Below are 17,258 nucleotides of genomic sequence, written 5' to 3'. Positions count from 1 at the left end.
CAATCGAGCGATATTACCGGAAAGTGTAATGTATCTCACAATGGAAGTTAATTTTGTTCAGCATTTTCAATTATGTGAACGTTATAAAGCTATAGCACCAGCTGACGTGTACTAAGCGCACGGGCAACAGCTTGTGGGGTAGTGCTGGCCCCCAGTTTTTTTCGGGCACTCATTGCATGTGCTTTTACCGTATCCTCGGTGACATCAAGAATAACGCTTGTCTCCCAATGGGTTTTCCCATTGGCGATCCACCGCAGTACTTCGCGCTCACGCTGAGAGAGGTGCCGAACGGCAAGTTGGTCACGATCATGCAGATCGGCCATTTTCGCCTCGCCGCTATAGCAGATCAGCTGCAGTGCCGTTCGATGAGCTGCGTCCAGCCGCACCGGACGCTCGCTCGCAAGAGATACGGCAGCACTGAGTGAGCCTGCGTCGCTAACCGGAACCACCAGCCCGTCACGCAGTCCGAATGCGCGTGCTTCAGATGCTATCTTTTGCGCAATGCGTGTCCGCGGTTCGGCTCTGCGCGCCTCGGCCCACGTAAACGGGCGATTCGTTTTATAAGCAAAAGTACTGACTGGGTCAGACCAGAAATAGCGCTCTTTCGTGTAGCGGGTCATCCACTGCTGGGGCCACTGAACGGCCAGGACATGAGAGTCGATCTCCTCGCCAAGAGATGGGAGCCGCCCCATGAGAAAGTACTTGAAATTAAATAACTTTATTGTCTCTAAGAATTCTTTGGACAGGCTCTCCTGATCTACGTGCCGCTCGCAGCGCTCGATAAATTGGATGGTGGCGTCGACTAATTCATCCACCGGGGCCTCTTAGGATGCATCAACTCTGTTCAGACCAATACTACAGATCGCATGACGGATGGATACACCATTGCGATTTTATGTTCACGATCGTCTTTGAGGAGCGCTCGGTTTCGTACTGAATGTGTCGCGCGAAGGCAGAGACCTATCGGCTAGCGAGCGTAGTGGGGTGCGCTTTTCGCCGGGCCTTACAAACTCGAAAGTGGATGTGTTTGTCTTGGATGCGCGGACTGGCGAGAGTGCCGTGAAGCCGCTTTTGAAGCGGGAAAGAGCTTTGGCCAGTGACATTTTGAGGCCCTCCAATAGCTTAGGGCCAACGGCGCGCCTCTTTGGTGGTTCCAGCGCGATGCAGTCGTGGTTACCAATCACTTATCGCGATTTATAGCGAACCATGCGCCAGCTTGCTCGTTGATGCAGCAATGATGGAGATACGACATGACCGCAGCAATGATTATTTTCGCCACCGCGATCCTCGCAGCGCTTACCGTGGCAGCCGATCCGCGATAGCGAGCAGACGCTTATCAGTCTCGTAAAAGAAAAAGGAGCCGGTTTCCCGGCTCCTTTTTGTTTTTGGACAGTCTCAGATGATCAGCGGAAGCGACGCAGAAGCTGCCAGCCGCCGGTGACTGTGAGCGCGGCAAGCGCCATCTTCAGAACATCCCAGATGACGAACGGCTCGACCGCGCCACGATAGGCGGACAGGAGCGGCGCGCTCTGGTCGATCCAGCCTGCTTGCCCACTAAGCGCCAGCAGCCAGGCAAAACCGAATGCGAAGTTGACCGCGGAGCCGGCGAGCATTGCGCCGAACAGGGCCAGCGGACGCTGCGAAGCGCCAGCATCAGCGGCACGACCGATGATCGCTGCCATCAATAGCCATGAGAGAATGAAGCCGCTGGTCGGTCCGAGAAGGTAAGCCACGCCACCCCCGGTGGCGAAGACCGGAAGACCCATCGCACCTTCAAAGATGTAGAGCGCGACTGTTGCGACGCCGATGCGCCAGCCAAAGGCCGCCGCAAGTGCGGCTACGGCGAAGGACTGCAGGGTCACCGGAACCGGCCAAACGGGTACATTCACCTTGGCTGCCAAGGTGAGAAGCAGGGTGCCGAGCACAACGGTGCCGATAGAGGACGCAAGTTTGGCTGTCGCGCCCTTGGGTTGAAGAGCGCCGAGAAGCGTGTTGGGCGTGGTCAAGGTCACCGCCATTTTGTACCTTCCATCTCAGGAAAAACCGAATATCACCTTCTAGTCCGTCACCCGATGGGGCGCAATGTCCGCTGCACCTTCCCAGCCATCATTCGATCGGGACTTTGCCCCGCCGCACGAGCAGCCGGTGGAGCTGCATCCACTGATCACGCGAATTACCGCTGGCAATTCCGGCCCTTTCACCTTTACCGGGACCAACAGCTTTCTGGTGGGGAAAGAGCGGGTGGCGATAATCGATCCAGGGCCCGATTTGCCGCAGCATCGCGATGCATTGATATCAGCAGTGGCCGGCCGGACCGTCACCGCTGTTATCGTCACCCACACGCACCGCGACCATTCGGCACTGGCCAGAGTCATCGCCGAGGCCGTTGGCGCGCCGCTGTGGTTTGGCGGGCGGCATAAGCTGTCGAGGCCGCTTCAACCTGCCGAAACCGATGTGCTGGAAGACGCCGCCGATGTCGATCTCGTGCCGGATCGGCAGCTACAGGACGACGAGCGCTTTGTCATAGATGAAGATACGGCGCTGCGCGCCATTGCGACGCCGGGGCACTGTCACAACCACATCTGCCTTGGCCTCGAAAGAACGGACATACTGTTTTCCGGCGATCACGTCATGGGTTGGAATTCAACGCTGGTTGCCGTGCCGGATGGGTCGATGCGCGACTATCTCGCATCGTTGCAGCGGCTGATTTCAATGGACTATCGGTACTATCTGCCGGCGCATGGCGGCGCGATTGCGGACGGTCCGGTTCATGCCCGCGCCTTGCTGGCCCACCGGCTGGACCGAAACAGGCAGGTGATCAATGCCGTTGCGGCGGGCGCTGACAGCATAGATGCCGTCGTTCGAGGGCTCTATCCCGACCTCGATGGCGACCTCGCGAGGGCAGCGCGGATGATCGTCACCGCGCATGCCGAATATCTGGGTGAGGAGGGACTGATTTTCACCACTCGAAGGGGCGACGAACTTTCTCTCAAGCCGGGTCAATCCGACGAGGCGTATAGCCAGCCTCGCGAATAGCTGTCTCTGCGCGTTCGGCATCTCCCGCAATCGAAACACGGTGCGCTTCGAGATTGATGTCCTGCATGGCGCCGGGGAGGGCGCTGCCGAGCGCATCGCGGATGGTGGCGACACAGTGCGCGCAGCTCATGTCGGGGACATCGAAAACGTGCATCTCATTCATTCTGGGACTCCATTTCCTTGCGGGTTTTACCGGCCAGATCATCCAGAATCGGACAGTCCGGCCTTTCGTTCCCGCTACAACAACTGGCGAGATGGCGCAGGGTGTTCGCCATCGCCTGAAGATTTTCGATCCTCGTCTCGAGATCTTCGATATGCGCGAGAGCCACCTGCTTTACCTCTGCGCTGGTGCGTGCGCGATTTTGCCAGAGTTGCAGCAGCTTCGTGGTTTCTTCCATTGAGAAACCGAGGCTGCGCGCCCGCTTGATAAACCGCAACGTGTGAACGTCCCGCGCGTCATAGACGCGATAATTGTTCTCGCTCCGCTTCGCTTCGGGCAGCAGGCCGATGCTCTCATAATAGCGGATCATCTTGGCCGTCACACCGGAAGCGGCCGCGGCTTCACCAATGTTCATGGCGTCACCTTTCCATTGTGACCGCGCAGACGCAGCGCGTTGCCAACAACAAAGACGCTCGAAAACGCCATGGCCAGCGCCCCGAGCATGGGGGAGAGCGTGAGGCCGGTGAACGGGTAGAATACGCCGGCTGCGACCGGAATGAGCAGGACGTTATATCCGAAGGCCCAGACCAGGTTCTGACCGATATTGCGCAGCGTCTTTTGGCTCAGATCGATCGCCGTGCCCACGAGCCGCGGATCGCCGCCGACAAGCACCAGATCGGCGCTATCGATGGCGACATCCGTGCCCGTACCCATGGCTATGCCGATATCGGCTTCGGCCAGCGCAGGGGCATCATTGATGCCGTCGCCGACAAAGCTGATGGTGCGGTGCCGGTCGCGCAGCCTTTTGATGGCTGCTGCCTTGTCGCCTGGCATCACTTCTGCCTCGACGGTCTCAATGCCGAGCTCGCCAGCGATGGCCTTGGCAGTCTGTGCGGAATCTCCTGTTATCATCGCCACTTCAATGCCGCGCTGCCTCAGCGCTTCGATAGCGGTGCGACTTTCCGGCTTGATGGTATCGGCGACAAGCAGCGCTGCGACCGGGCGCCCTTCAATCGCCGCGTAGACAATCGAGGCACCGGGCTGACGCGCTGCCTCGGCTTTTTCTGTCAATGCATCGAGCGTGATGCCGCTCTGCTGCAGAAAACGCGGCGAGCCGACCACAACCGAGCGGCCATTGATCGTAGCGTTCACACCCAGGCCTGCTACTGCGGTGAACTGCTCGAGTGCCGGCATGTTCAGCCCGCGCTTCTCCGCTCCCGTAACGATTGCTGCAGCCAGCGGGTGCTCGGAGCGGGACTCGGCGGCGGCCACCACTGCGAGGATTTCGTCCTCGCCAACGGGGTCGACAACGATGATCTGGTCGAGCACAGGCCGGCCCAGGGTCAGCGTGCCGGTCTTGTCGAATACGACGAGATCGGTGCTCCGCAGCCGTTCCAGCGCATCGCCACGCCGGAACAGTACACCCAGTTCGGCAGCGCGTCCGGTGCCGACCATGATCGACATCGGGGTCGCGAGGCCCATCGCGCAGGGGCAGGCGATGATCAAGACCGCAACGGCGTGGACCAGCGCATCCGCAACGGTGCTTTCGGGAAGCAGCAGCCACCAGACAAGAAATGTGGCTGCGGCCAGCGCCATAACGGCCGGCACGAAGTAGAAGGTGATTTTGTCGACCAGCGACTGGATGGGGAGCTTGGCGCCCTGTGCGTCTTCAACCATGCGGATGATCTGCGACAGCATGGTGTTGCGCCCGACCTTTTCGGCTGCGATGGTGAGCGTGCCATCGGTCGCGATCGTGCCGCCGATGACTGGCTCGCCTGCCGAGCGGGAGACGGGCAAAGGCTCACCGCTGATCATCGATTCATCGACGTGCGCCGTGCCTTCGCGCACAGTGCCATCGACAGCGATGCGCTCACCGGGCCGCACGATGATCAGGTCGCCGATTCGGATGTCGGCAATTGCGATTTCCTCGGTTTGACCGTTACGCAGCACCCGGGCCGATTTGGCCTGACGGTCGGCCAGCTTTTCGATTGCGGTATTTGCGCGTCCCTTGGCGCGTGCTTCGAGCCAGCGACCGACAAGCACCAAAGTGACGATCACCGCCGCCGCCTCGAAATAGACGAAGCGTGATGCCTCGGGCACGAGTTGCGGAGCGAACGTGACGACGCTCGAGAATGCCCATGCGGCGCCAGCGCCAAGCGCCACCAGAGTATTCATTTCCGGGGCGCCACGAAATAGCGCCGGCACGCCGATCCTGAAAAACCGCAGCCCGGGCCAGAACAGGACGATGCTGGCAAGGATGAAGTAGAGTATGTGCAGCGATTGCTGCGGAACCATCCCAATAAGGGCGTGGTGCATTCCCGGGATCAGATGGCTCCCCATCTCGAGAATGAAGAGCGGCAGCGTCAACGCCGTCGCGATGATGACATCGCGTTTCAGTTCGGCAGCGTCTTCATCATGGTGCCCATGAGTGGTCTCAGCACTGCTGTGATCGTCCCTTTGAACCTCAGCTTCATAACCGGCCTTGCCAACCGCTGCGACGAGGGCCTCGTCATCAGCTGCACCGGAAGAGGCGTGTACGGTGGCGCGCTGCGTCGCGAGGTTGACGTTCGCTTCAGTCACGCCTGGAACGGCGTTCAAGGCGCGTTCGACCCGACCCACGCACGAGGCGCAGCTCATGCCGCTGACGCTAAGGACGATTGTGTTTGTTGTTGCTGCGATCTGGGTCATTCGATTTCCCTTTCGCATCACCATATAGGGCTTCCCATGATTGGAAGGTCAAGCCCTTGTTGTCGCCTTGGGAAGCGCGGCAGTGTTGCACAGGAAATAAGCAGGATTGAACGAGTGGGCGTAAAATCGGCGCCGCTTTAAGCAAACAGATGCAAAAACCGCATGACTGATGTGCGAGAAGCCCAACTTCTAATCACGACTATATCGCTATACATAAGGGTCACCAGACAGAAGGGGATATAGAGATGAGCATTCGCAACAAGTTCGCTGAATTCGCCCAGTACCACCGCACCATGCGCGAGCTGAACACGCTCGACACCCGCCAGCTGCGCGACCTCGGAATTACTCGTTCCGACTTCCGCGACATCGCACGCGGCAAGGTGCTGTAAGGCTTAAGCCGACAGCGACAAGTCCGAGGCGCCCCGTCAGGGCGCCTTTTTTTATGTGCGAGAGATATCGGCCACCACCGGCTTGAGCACGTTGATCACGGTCTGCGGGGTCATGCGCACCTGCACGCCGCGCTGGCCGCCATTGATATAGATCTCGTCATAAAGCTCGGCGCTTTCCTCTAGCACCGTCGGAACGCTGCGCTTCTGGCCAAAGGGGCTGATGCCTCCGACCTTGAAGCCGGTCAGGCGCTCTGCTTCGGCAGGCTTCATCATCTCGGCGCCTTTGCCTCCGAGTGCCGCTGCCAGCTTCTTCATGTTCACTTCGGCATCCGACGGCACGATCGCGCATACCGGCGCGCCATCAAGCTTTGCCATGAGTGTCTTGAAAACTATGCCGGGGTCGACCCCCATCGCCTCGGCGGCCTGCAGGCCAACGCGCTCTGCGTTCGGATCATACTCATAAGTGACCAGCACGTAGTCTGCCCCATGCGCATCGAGTGCGACAGTTGCGGGTGTGGTCTTGGGCTTCGACATGATGCTGGCTTTTCTGGCTTGCATGACAAGTGAAACGGGCCCGCTGCAGAACAACGAGCCCGTTTGAAATCACAACAGGTCCTTGAAGCGCAAGGCTCGCCTAGACGATGCCGCCACCGCCGCTTTCGCTCGCAGGACGCACCTCGCCGACTTTCTGGCGATACCCGGAGGCGCGATAGGCGGCAACCGGATCGATCGCGCCGCCGGTCTCCATCCGCGCCATCGCCAGGATCGGCTCGACATCAGTCCGGAAGGCGGCCTTGAGCGTCTGGCTACCCATCAGTGCATCGTTTGCGTCCTGATAGCCTGACAGAGCTTTGCGATCGACGATCAGCCCCTGAGCATATGAACGCAGTACTTCGCAGGCCGAAACCATCAGCGATTCGATGGGGTCGGTCACGTTGTGGCTCTGGTCGAGCATGTGGGCAGGGCGGAAGTCGTCCAGGTTCTGCTCGGCATCCACCAGCTCGTTAAAGACCAGGAACAGGCGGTACGGGTCGATGGAGCCGGCGTCGAGGTCGTCGTCGCCATACTTCGAATCGTTGAAATGGAAGCCGCCGAGCTTGCCGAACTGGATCAGGCGGGCGACGATCATCTCAATGTTGACGTTCGGAGCGTGGTGCCCGAGATCGACAAGGCAGTAGGCGCGATCGCCGAGCTCCTTGGCGATCAGGTAGTTGGTGCCCCAATCCTGGACCACAGTCGAATAGAAGGCCGGCTCAAAAATCTTGTGCTCGGTAAACAGGCGCCAGTCATTCGGCAGGCCCTGGTAGACGGACTTCATGGAGTCGAGGTAGCGCTCGAACTGGCGGGTGAAATGTGCCTGACCCGGGAAGTTCGACCCATCGCCGACCCACACGGTCAGCGCCTTCGAGCCGATAGCCTGACCGATCTCGATACATTCGAGATTGTGTTCAATCGCCTGCTGGCGCGTCGCCGCATCGGTGTGGCTGAGAGAGCCGAACTTGTAGCTGTTCGCCTGGCCTTTGGCATCCGAGAAGGTGTTGGAGTTCATCGCATCGAACCCGAGGCCCAGGCGGTTGGCGGTGTCCTTCAGCCGGTTCGGATCTGCCTTGTCCCACGGAATATGCAGTGAGACGGTCGGCGTCGAGCGGGTCATCTGGTGGATGACTGCGCAGTCTTCGAGCTTGTCGAAGATGTCGCGCGGCTCGCCCGTGCCGGGGAAACGCGCAAACCGCGTTCCGCCGGTGCCAACGCCCCATGACGGGATGGCAACACCGAAGCGCGCGACTTTGTCCTTGATGGTATCGATAGCGATACCCTGCCGGTCGAGCCGTTCGCCGAGGCTGTCATAGTCCTGGCGCAGATTGGCTTCTCGTGCGGCGTTATCCTGTTCGATCACCGAGGGATCGATCATCGTTTCGCTCATTCCTCACTCCCATCGACGATTGTTCGGTGTTCTGTTTTTCGGGGCGGGCTGACCCGCCCCTTAGTGATCAGCGCGTGAAGGACTGCGCATTGCCGGCATCGACATTGATGATGTTGCCGGTGGATTTGGCAGACGCTTCGCTGGCAAAGAAGTAGATTGCCTCCGCGATGTCTTCCGGGAACACGCTGCGCTTGAGCATAGAACGCTGGCGATAGTGCTCCTCGAGATCGTCGGTCGACATCTTGTAGGCGGCGGCGCGCTGCTCCTTCCACTCGCCCGTCCAGATCTTCGAACCGCGTAGCACGGCATCCGGATTGACGACGTTGACGCGGATCTGCTCGCCGGCGCCCTCAAGCGCCAGGCAGCGCGCGAGATGGATTTCGGCCGCTTTGGCGGTGCAATAGGCGGAAGCGTTTGGCGAGGCGGCGAGGCCATTCTTCGAGGCGACGAAGACCACATTGCCACCGATCTTCTGGCTGCGGAACAGTTTGAACGCTTCCCGGCTGACGAGGAAGTACCCCGTCGAGAGAATGTCCATGTTCTTGTTCCAAAGCGCGAGCGAGGTTTCCTCGATCGGTGCCGACGAGGCGAGGCCGGCATTGGAGACGAGGATGTCGAGCCCGCCATATTCGGCGACCGCATGCGCAAATCCGCTGATCACCTGCTCTTCAGAGGTGACGTTGATGTTGGCGGTGCGCACGACGTCCTTGCCGAAGCCCTGAGCGAGTTCGTCGCTGGCGCTATCGAGTGCCGCCTGATCGATGTCAGCCAGAACCACGCAGGCCCCTTCGCGTAGGAGCCGGATCGCAGTTGCGCGGCCGATGCCACCGGCACCGCCAGTAACAAGCGCAACCCGTCCGGCCAGTGACTTCGGCTTCGGCATGCGCGACAGCTTGGCTTCTTCGAGCAGCCAGTATTCGATATCGAAGGCTTCCTGTTCGGACAGGCCTTGGTAGGTCGACACCGTCGAGGCGCCGCGCATCACGTTGATGGCGTTGATATAGAACTCGCCGGAAATGCGCGCCGTCCCCTTGTCCTTGGCGAAGGTGAACATGCCGACGCCCGGCATCAGGTAAACGACAGCATTCGGATCGCGTATCGCCGGCGAATTGTCGTGCTTGCACCGCTCATAGTAGCCGGCGTAGTCGGCGCGATAATCCTCCACCTGCTTTCCGAGCGCATCGATGACACTATCGACATCCGGGTTGGCCGGATCGAAATCGATCACCAGCGGACGAATCTTGGTTCTCAGGAAGTGGTCGGGGCAGGAGGTGCCTAGAGCCGCCAGCGGCTTCAGGTCGTTGGAATTGACGAACTCGAGTACCGCATCGGTGTCTTCGAAGTGACCGACCTTGTGGCTCTCGCCGGAAATCATGCCGCGAATGCGCGGCATCAGGCGCGCAGCGATTTCACGCCGCTTTTCAGCAGCGAGAGAACTGGTTGCTGCACCGCCGAAAATTGACTTGCCCGCAGTCTTTTCTTCGAGCCAGCCGATCGCCTTGTTGATCGTGGCGATGGTGGTTTCGTAGCACTCTTTCGGCGTGTCGCCCCAGGTAAACAGGCCGTGGCTTTCAAGGATGACACCTTTGGCATCAGGATTTTCCTTGCAGAAAGTCTCGAGCCACAGGCCAAGCTCGAAGCCAGGGCGCTTCCACGGCAGCCATCCGATATCGTTGCCAAAGATCTCCTGGGTCAGTGCCTTGGAGTCTTTCGATGCAGCGATCGCGATGATGGCGTCGGGATGCATGTGGTCAACATAGGCGCGCGGCACATAGGCGTGCAGGGGCGTGTCGATGGACGCCGCGCGTGGATTCAGATTGAACGTTGCGTGGGGCAAGTAGCCCACCATCTCGTCTTCGTACTCGACGCCGCGATAAATGTCCTTGAGAGCGCGAAGCTTGTCCATGTAGAGGGTCGAGAAGCCCTCGAGCTTGATGGTGCCGACGTCGCCGCCCGACCCCTTCACCCACAGCACTTCGACATCCGCGCCGGTCAGCGGATCCTTTTCGGTGATCTTGGATGAGGTGTTGCCACCACCGTAATTGGTGACCCGCTTGTCTGATCCGAGCAGGTTGGAGCGATAAACGAGGCGCTCGGCTTCGGTCATCCCGGCAGTCTTCGCGTCGTCCCAAAGGTTAGCGAGGCGCGATTGCGCGGTGTCGGTCATCATGTCCTCCCGGATGTGCGGATTTGCTTGGCACTAGGACCCGATTTCTGACAAGCTGTCAATCAGAAGCGGTCAGTTTCGATCATTGATGCGTTTTGGTGATCGAATATGATTGCTATAAGTCGAGCAACGCGCACGTTTGATCGTGATTGGAGGACAAGTGCACGAAACTGAGCGCCATCGCATTATCGCTGCCGCAGTCCAGTCACGCCCGGTTGCGACCGTCGCCGATCTCGTCGAGATGACAGGCGCGTCCGAAGCCACCATCAGGCGCGATATCGCTTCAATGCATGTTGCCGGAAAGCTGCGGCGCGTGCGCGGCGGGGCTGAATCGGTGACCCCGCTGCCGCAATCCGCGCTGGCAGGACGGCCCTACAAGGTCAATGAGACGATGCATGCCGGCGCCAAGCGCGCCATTGCCCGCGCTGCCGCCGATATGATTGCCGATGGCGACTCGATCATCATCAACGGCGGTACGACCACCTTTCAGATGGTGCACCACATGTCGCATCGCCGGGCCCATGTCTTCACGAACTCATTTCCGATCGCGGCGCATCTGCTTGCCCATTCCCGCTCCGCAGTGATGGTCCCGGGCGGCACGATCTATCGCGAGCAGAACATCATCTTGTCGCCGTTCGACAATGATACGTCGAAATCCTTTTATGCCAGCCGCATGTTCATCAGCTGCCAGGGGGTCGGGCCTCTCGGGCTGATGGAGACGGATCCGATGCTCATCCAGGCAGAGTTGAAACTGATCGATCAGGCGGATGAGCTTATCTGCCTTGCGGATTCCAGCAAGCTGCGCAATCGCTCGAGCCTGATCCTGTGCGGGCTGGATCGCGTCTCGACGCTGATTACCGATCGCGGCATTACCGAGGAAGAACGCGAGATGGTGGCGGGGCGCGGCGTCAGGCTGATTGTCGCCGACGCTGATATTCAGGACCAAAGCGCCAGGACGGCTTAAGCGGGCGACGAAAGGGAGGATGACTGACGTGATCGAGAAAGACGGATGGGAAAAACACGCATTCAAGATGCATCTGCATCCCGGAATGGCAGAGGAATACAAACGCCGCCACGACGAGATCTTTCCTGAACTGGTGACGCTGCTGAAAGATGCGGGGGTGAAGGATTACTCCATTCACCTTGATGAGGAGACGAACATCCTGTTCGGCGTCCTCTGGCGCCGCAGGAACCACACCATGGCAAGCCTCCCGGAGACCGAAATCATGCAGCGATGGTGGGCGCATATGGCGGACATCATGGCCACCAATGAGCGCAACGAGCCTGTTGATACCGCGCTGCGTCCGATGTTCTGGCTCGAATAGCCCTATTGCAGTTGGCGGCAAGATAAGAAATTGTCGTAATTGGGCGCTGCAGGTTGCGAGCGCCTAAGCGTCGAATTCTAGTATGTCAGGCCTCTTATGGATGCAGTTGCGCCCCGCCTCGTGCTCGAGGGAAAGCCGCTCAGCTTTGCGGACATGGCACGCATCGGAACGCAGCGCGTCCTCGTCGAACCGGATATTGCAGCGCTCGATCGCGTGGCTCAGGCGCGCGACGTGATCGAAGATGCTATCGTGTCGGGCCGACCGGTCTACGGTGCCACCACTGGTGTCGGAGCGATGAAGGATGTCTCCTGGTCGCAGGAGGACTTCGACGACTATAATACCGGGCTGGTTCGTGCCCACCATTTTGGTACCGGCAGCCCTTTCTCCCCGGAAGTCATCCGCAACGCGATGGCCATACGCGTCAACATGGCGTTGACGGGGCGAGTGGGGTGCACCCCGAAGCTCGTCGAGATCTTCGTCAAGCTGCTGGAAAACGACGTCGTTCCGGTGGTGCGGCGCACCGGCTCGATCGGCTGCGCGGATATCGGGCTCATGGGCCAGATCGGCGCGGTTCTGACTGGCGTCGGGGAAGCCGTCTATCGCGGTGAGCGGCTTCCGGCGAACGAGGCGCTCAGGCGCGCAGGGCTCGAGCCTATGAAGCTCGCCCCGCGCGACAGCCTGGCTTCGATCTCGACCAACGCCGTCGGTTACGCAGCGGCATCGCGGGCGATACGCCAGGCGGCATCGACTGTTCGCCTCTTGCTTGCGACCGGATTGACGACTGCCGGGGCACTGGGGGCGTCGCGCGATCCGTGGAAAGCGGTGGCGCATGTCGGTACCGAGCGCGAGGCGGCTGTCGGCGCGTGGCTCTATTTCAATGCGATGGGCTGGGACTGGCCGATGGGCACCCACGTGCAGGATCCACTCTCGATCCGCATGATGAGCCAGGTCTTCGCCACAGCCTTCGAAAGTCTCACCGTAGCGGGGCGGACCGTTTTGGCCGCCACAGGCCGCACCGATGACAACCCGGTCGTCGCTGCCGGGCAGGTGCTGACGTCAGGCGGATCTCTGCCGCTGGACGTGACGGTATTCTTGCAGACAGCGCAGCTGGGTCTCGCGCACGTGGCGCGTAACTCCTTCAATCGCTGCGTACTGCTCGGCAATGGTGGCCGCCGCAACCTTCCGGTGAACCTCGTGGCGCCGGGCGCCATCGCCACTGGTTTCGGGCCGATCATCAAGCTCGCTGGCGAGCTGTTTACGCGGGTGCTGTCGCTCTCGAACGCCATCTCGGCGCAATCGCTGGTCGTGGCGAACGGGCTCGAGGATGAGGCCGCCTTTTTGCCGCTCGTTGTCGAACGGTTCGAGCGCCAAGTGCTGGCACTGCGCCGCATGGCGGCTCTCGAGGGTCTGTTGGCCGCGCAGGCGATGGACATTTCCGAGGACAGGCCCGGCAACGTTCCAGGAATGGTCTATCGGCTGGTGCGCCGTCACGCCGCCTACTACACGTTCGATCGGCCCCTCTCGTCCGAGGTCGAGGCGATCGAAGTGGAACTCGGCTCGGAACAGTTCATGGGAGAACTGATCGAGCACTCGGCCATTATGGATCTGGACGAGTTTTTCGCACTTGGCCCCGTGGCCTAGACATTTGTGTCTGGTCGCGCGACGCTGACGCATTAGGGTAGGGACGCCGGTCAAAGACCGGCCAAGCAAGGAGACCATCATGCCCCTTTCCACCAAGCTTCTGAGCGCCACAGCCGCTCTTGCCTTTACCGTGACCGCCGCCAACGCGCAGGTCGTGGTGTCCTCAAAGATCGACACCGAAGGTGGCGTTCTGGGCAACATGATCCTCGACGTGCTCGAGGCAAACGATATCCCGGTCGAAGACCGCACACAGCTCGGCGGCACGCCGATCGTGCGCGAGGCGATCACTGCTGGCGAAATCGACATCTACCCCGAGTATACCGGCAACGCCGCGTTCTTCTTCGAGATGGCAGACGATCCGATCTGGAACAATGCCGAATCCGCCTACGAGCAGGCAGCCGAACTCGACATGGAAGCCAATAACATTGTCTGGCTGCAGCCTTCGCCGGCTAACAACACCTGGGCTGTCGCCATTCGTCAGGACCTCGCCGAAAGCGAAGGGCTCGCGACCTTCACCGATTTCGGTGAGTATGTCGCCAATGGCGGCGAAGTTGTGCTCGCTGCGTCCTCCGAGTTCGTAAACTCGCCTGCGGCTCTGCCGAAGTTCGAAGAAGTCTACGGCTTTGATCTTGAAGGCGACCAGCTGATTACCTTGTCCGGTGGCGATACCGCGGCGACCATCGCAGCGGCTGCACAGCAGACCAACGGCGCCAATGCCGCAATGGTCTACGGCACGGATGGCGGCATTGCGCCCTCCGGCCTCGTAGTTCTCGAGGACGACCAGGGCGTTCAGCCGGTCTACCAGCCGGCGCCGATCATCCGCGCCGAAGTGCTCGAAGAGTACCCGCAGATCGAGGAACTGCTTGCGCCAGTGTTTGAATCGCTGACGCTCGAGACCTTGCAGGAGCTCAACGGGCGCGTTCAGGTTGGCGGCGAGTCGCCCTCCGCCGTGGCCGAAGAATACCTCACCAGCAACGGTTTCCTCGACTAGTCGCACCGTCTCGCCCCGCCCATTGTGGGCGGGGCTTTCCCTATCCGTAAACGGGGGCGTCATGAGTGTGGCCGAAGCCGAAGGCGGCAAGCGCAGTTCGTTTCTGGCGTTCGACAAGCTCGGCGTCCTGATTGCGCTGATCATCGTGGCCGGCGCCCTCATGCCGTTCACAATCTTCAGGGCCAACCGCATCGTCCTTGGTGAAGGCCGCAGCCTTATCGAAGCGCTCGATCCGGTAATGACGCTCGTTCTGTGCGCGGTTCTCATTGCAGGTTTCGTCGTCGCCTTGTGGCGCGTCGATACGCGGGCAAAGCTTGTAGTGGGCTTTATGGTGCTGGCGGTGCTCGCGATAAATGTCGGCCTGTCGGCTGACTATCTTACCCCCGAAGAGAACAATTTCTCGCGTATATCGCCGGGGGCGGGCTTCTGGCTACTCACCTTCGCATTTGCGCTGATGGTCGCCGATGCGCTCACAAGGCTGCGGTTCAAGGCGTGGACGCGTCTCGGTATTCTCGCTGCGGTCGCTGCGGCAGTCGCGGTACTGCTGTGGAGCGGCACACTCGACAATCTCTCGATCCTTCGAGAATACGCTACGCGTGCCGATGCCTTCTGGCAGGAAGCGCGGATGCATTTGCTGCTGGCCTTCGGTGCGGTTGCCATCGCTATTCTCGTCGGCGTGCCGCTTGGCATATTCTGTTATCGCACGCCCTCAGTCCGGGCAGCGATCCTCAATGTCCTCAATATTGTGCAGACGATCCCGTCGATCGCCTTGTTCGGGCTTCTGATCGCGCCGCTGGCCTGGGTCGCGCTCCATGTGCCGGGCGCGCGGGCCATCGGCATTTCGGGCATCGGCACGGCGCCGGCGCTCGTTGCGCTGTTCTTTTATTCGCTGCTGCCGATCGTCGCCAATACCGTGGTTGGTCTGCAAAGCGTGCCGGAGGCCGCCAATGATGCGGCCAAGGGCATGGGCATGACCGACCGGCAGCGGCTATGGGCTGTGGAACTGCCGCTGGCATTTCCTGTCATTCTGACCGGCATCCGCATCGTTCTGGTGCAGGATATCGGGCTTGCCACCATCGCCGCGCTGATCGGCGGCGGCGGGTTCGGCGTTTTTGTGTTCCAGGGCATCGGGCAGACGGCGATGGACCTTGTTCTGCTCGGCGCTGTGCCGACCGTGGCGCTCGCCTTTGCCGCAGCCGTGGTTCTCGATGCAATAGTTGAAATGGTGAGTACACCGGAGCGCCCGAAATGATCGAACTCAAGGACCTCACCAAGACTTATGGCGACACGACGGTTGTGGATGCCGTCTCGTTCACGGTCGAGGCCGGAGAAATCTGCGTCATCGTCGGTACGTCCGGCTCCGGCAAGACGACGCTGATGCGCATGATCAACCGCCTCGTCGAGCCGACATCCGGTCAGGTACTGATCGATGGCGAGGACACCCGCAAGGTTGCGCCGTTCGAGTTGCGACGTCGTATCGGCTACGCCATCCAGGGGCACGGCCTGTTCCCGCACCGCACGGTCGGGCAGAATATCGGCACGGTGCCGGGCTTGCTGAACTGGGAGAAGGAGCGCACGCGCAAGCGCGTCGATGAGTTGATGCGCCTGTTCCAGCTCGACCCCGACCAGTTCCGCGATCGGCTGCCGAGCGAACTCTCGGGCGGGCAGCAGCAGCGCGTCGGCGTTGCGCGGGCCCTCGCGGCAGAGCCGAACATCCTGTTGATGGACGAGCCGTTCGGCGCGCTCGATCCTGTGATCCGCGCCAAGGCGCAGGATGATCTGTTGGGAATTCAGCGCAAGTTCAAGACGACGATCGTGCTCGTCACGCACGACATGGAAGAAGCGATCCATCTGGGCACGCGCATTGCCGTGATGGATGCCGGTCAATTGCTGCAATACGCAACGCCAGAGGAGATCATCGCCAATCCGGCCACCGATTTCGTTGCCGAGCTCATTGGTGGCGACAGGCCGTTCCGCCTGCTGTCGCTTGACAGGGTGGCGGACCATGTCGAACAGGGCGAAGCCGAAGGAACACCGATCGAGGCTCGGTTGAGCCTACGCGAAGCCTATGCCGAATGCCTGTGGTCCGGGCGCGAAGCGCTACCGGTGGTTGATAATGGCAAGACAATAGGGCGCATTAGCCGCGCGGAATTGGCGCGTAAGGCCGCGCGGCCGCAATGAAGATCGGGCTCGTCATCCGGCTGATCGTACTGGCGCTGCTGATCGCTTTCCTGATCAGCCCCGAAACCTTTCGCTTTGCCTTTGCGCCGCTCGTCACCGGCAACCAGCCGGTGATCTACAACCAGGGAAGCCTGCTGGAGATCACCATCAACCATTTGATGATCGTTGCGATTGCGGTCGCGGCGGCGACGGCGCTGGCAGTGGGCCTAGCGATTCTCGTGACGCGGCCGTTCGGAGCGGAGTTCCTGCCGCTGTCGCGCAGCCTCGCGAATATCGGTCAGACATTTCCCCCGGTGGCGGTACTGGCGCTGGCAGTGCCAATTCTTGGCTTTGGCACTGCACCCACCCTCGTCGCGCTGTTCCTTTATGGTCTTCTGCCTATTTTCGAGAACACGCTGACAGGACTGACCAATCTGCCCGGTGCCGTAACCGAGGCGGCGCGCGGCATGGGCATGACGGGACGTCAGAGGCTGCTGCGCGTCGAGCTGCCACTGGCTTTTCCGGTCATTCTCGCTGGGGTGCGCCTGTCGACGGTGATTTCGCTGGCCACGGCAACGATCGGTTCCACCGTTGCTGCCCGTACGCTGGGCGAGGTGATCATCGCGGGCCTGTTGTCCAACAACACATCGTTTGTCTTGCAAGGCGGGCTGATCGTTGGTGTGCTGGCGGTGCTGATCTATGACGCCCTTTCGGCGCTGGAGCGCTTTCTGGCACGGCGGACCGGTCAGAGCCGGCGCGCTGCAGCCTGAAGCAGCG

General features: G+C 60.6%; 17 protein-coding genes. 9 read left to right on the top strand and 8 right to left on the bottom strand.

Going from position 1 to position 17,258, the window contains the following annotated elements; all coding sequences use genetic code 11:
- Positions 1–89: 89 nt before the first annotated feature.
- Positions 90–815 carry a LuxR family transcriptional regulator gene (locus tag IE127_RS13445; protein WP_189426244.1) on the bottom strand — a complete coding sequence of 242 codons (726 nt, stop codon included), beginning with the start codon at positions 813–815 and terminating at the stop codon, positions 90–92.
- A gap of 588 nt (positions 816–1,403) precedes the next feature.
- Positions 1,404–2,018, bottom strand: a complete 615-nt coding sequence (locus IE127_RS13440; RefSeq protein WP_189426243.1) for a biotin transporter BioY — start codon at positions 2,016–2,018, stop codon at positions 1,404–1,406.
- Between the two features lie 64 nt (positions 2,019–2,082).
- Here IE127_RS13440 and IE127_RS13435 point away from each other — a divergent pair, with 64 nt between their 5' ends.
- Positions 2,083–3,036: an MBL fold metallo-hydrolase gene (locus IE127_RS13435; protein ID WP_189426242.1), complete on the top strand. Its 954-nt coding sequence runs from the start codon at positions 2,083–2,085 to the stop codon at positions 3,034–3,036.
- On the opposite strand, the gene IE127_RS13430 is transcribed toward IE127_RS13435, so the two are convergent.
- The 3 genes from IE127_RS13430 to IE127_RS13420 are packed head-to-tail and all read right to left on the bottom strand — an operon-like array spanning position 2,990 to position 5,884.
- Positions 2,990–3,199: a heavy-metal-associated domain-containing protein gene (locus tag IE127_RS13430; protein WP_244640191.1), complete on the bottom strand. Its 210-nt coding sequence runs from the start codon at positions 3,197–3,199 to the stop codon at positions 2,990–2,992. The genes IE127_RS13435 and IE127_RS13430 overlap by 47 nt on opposite strands.
- The gene (gene cueR / locus IE127_RS13425; protein ID WP_189426241.1) at positions 3,192–3,611 is read right to left on the bottom strand and encodes a Cu(I)-responsive transcriptional regulator; all 420 of its coding nucleotides are present in this window, start codon (positions 3,609–3,611) and stop codon (positions 3,192–3,194) included. Before cueR ends, IE127_RS13430 begins: the two co-directional genes overlap by 8 nt.
- Positions 3,608–5,884, bottom strand: coding sequence for a heavy metal translocating P-type ATPase (locus tag IE127_RS13420; RefSeq protein ID WP_189426240.1), 2,277 nt, complete (start codon positions 5,882–5,884; stop codon positions 3,608–3,610). Before IE127_RS13420 ends, cueR begins: the two co-directional genes overlap by 4 nt.
- Before the next feature lie 245 nt (positions 5,885–6,129).
- Here IE127_RS13420 and IE127_RS13415 point away from each other — a divergent pair, with 245 nt between their 5' ends.
- Positions 6,130–6,273: a DUF1127 domain-containing protein gene (locus tag IE127_RS13415; protein ID WP_189426239.1), complete on the top strand. Its 144-nt coding sequence runs from the start codon at positions 6,130–6,132 to the stop codon at positions 6,271–6,273.
- Positions 6,274–6,324: 51 nt separating this feature from the next.
- Here the strand turns inward: IE127_RS13415 and ybaK are convergent, their stop codons facing one another.
- The 3 genes from ybaK to IE127_RS13400 form a co-directional block, all read right to left on the bottom strand.
- A complete protein-coding gene (ybaK, locus tag IE127_RS13410) occupies positions 6,325–6,807 on the bottom strand; it encodes a Cys-tRNA(Pro) deacylase (RefSeq protein ID WP_189426238.1) in 483 nt (160 codons plus the stop codon).
- A 100-nt stretch (positions 6,808–6,907) separates the two neighbouring features.
- Entirely contained in the window at positions 6,908–8,197 is a 1,290-nt protein-coding gene (gene rhaI / locus IE127_RS13405; RefSeq protein WP_189426237.1) for an L-rhamnose catabolism isomerase, read from the bottom strand.
- 67 nt (positions 8,198–8,264) lie between these two features.
- Positions 8,265–10,364 (bottom strand): bifunctional rhamnulose-1-phosphate aldolase/short-chain dehydrogenase, encoded by a 2,100-nt coding sequence (locus tag IE127_RS13400; protein WP_373297322.1) that lies wholly within the window; start codon positions 10,362–10,364, stop codon positions 8,265–8,267.
- Positions 10,365–10,524: 160 nt separating this feature from the next.
- On the opposite strand from IE127_RS13400, the gene IE127_RS13395 reads away from it, so the two are divergent.
- From IE127_RS13395 to IE127_RS13365, 7 genes are all read left to right on the top strand, one after another.
- Positions 10,525–11,328 (top strand): DeoR/GlpR family DNA-binding transcription regulator, encoded by an 804-nt coding sequence (locus IE127_RS13395; protein ID WP_189426235.1) that lies wholly within the window; start codon positions 10,525–10,527, stop codon positions 11,326–11,328.
- Positions 11,329–11,347: 19 nt separating this feature from the next.
- Positions 11,348–11,689 (top strand): L-rhamnose mutarotase, encoded by a 342-nt coding sequence (gene rhaM, locus IE127_RS13390; RefSeq protein WP_189426234.1) that lies wholly within the window; start codon positions 11,348–11,350, stop codon positions 11,687–11,689.
- A 96-nt stretch (positions 11,690–11,785) separates the two neighbouring features.
- A complete protein-coding gene (locus tag IE127_RS13385; protein WP_189426233.1) occupies positions 11,786–13,330 on the top strand; it encodes an aromatic amino acid ammonia-lyase in 1,545 nt (514 codons plus the stop codon).
- Positions 13,331–13,409: 79 nt separating this feature from the next.
- Positions 13,410–14,321: a glycine betaine ABC transporter substrate-binding protein OsmF gene (gene osmF, locus IE127_RS13380; RefSeq protein ID WP_189426232.1), complete on the top strand. Its 912-nt coding sequence runs from the start codon at positions 13,410–13,412 to the stop codon at positions 14,319–14,321.
- A 61-nt stretch (positions 14,322–14,382) separates the two neighbouring features.
- Positions 14,383–15,573, top strand: a complete 1,191-nt coding sequence (locus IE127_RS13375) for an ABC transporter permease (protein ID WP_189426231.1) — start codon at positions 14,383–14,385, stop codon at positions 15,571–15,573.
- Positions 15,570–16,502, top strand: coding sequence for an ABC transporter ATP-binding protein (locus IE127_RS13370; protein ID WP_189426230.1), 933 nt, complete (start codon positions 15,570–15,572; stop codon positions 16,500–16,502). The genes IE127_RS13375 and IE127_RS13370 overlap by 4 nt, the downstream gene beginning before the upstream one ends.
- On the top strand, positions 16,499–17,251 hold the full coding sequence (locus IE127_RS13365; protein ID WP_189426229.1) for an ABC transporter permease: 753 nt from the start codon (positions 16,499–16,501) through the stop codon (positions 17,249–17,251). The genes IE127_RS13370 and IE127_RS13365 overlap by 4 nt, the downstream gene beginning before the upstream one ends.
- Positions 17,252–17,258 lie beyond the last annotated feature (7 nt).

Origin of the sequence: Devosia pacifica (assembly GCF_014652635.1) — a bacterium.
GTDB classification, from domain to species: domain Bacteria; phylum Pseudomonadota; class Alphaproteobacteria; order Rhizobiales; family Devosiaceae; genus Devosia; species Devosia pacifica.
This window is presented reverse-complemented; position numbering and strand designations above follow the sequence as displayed.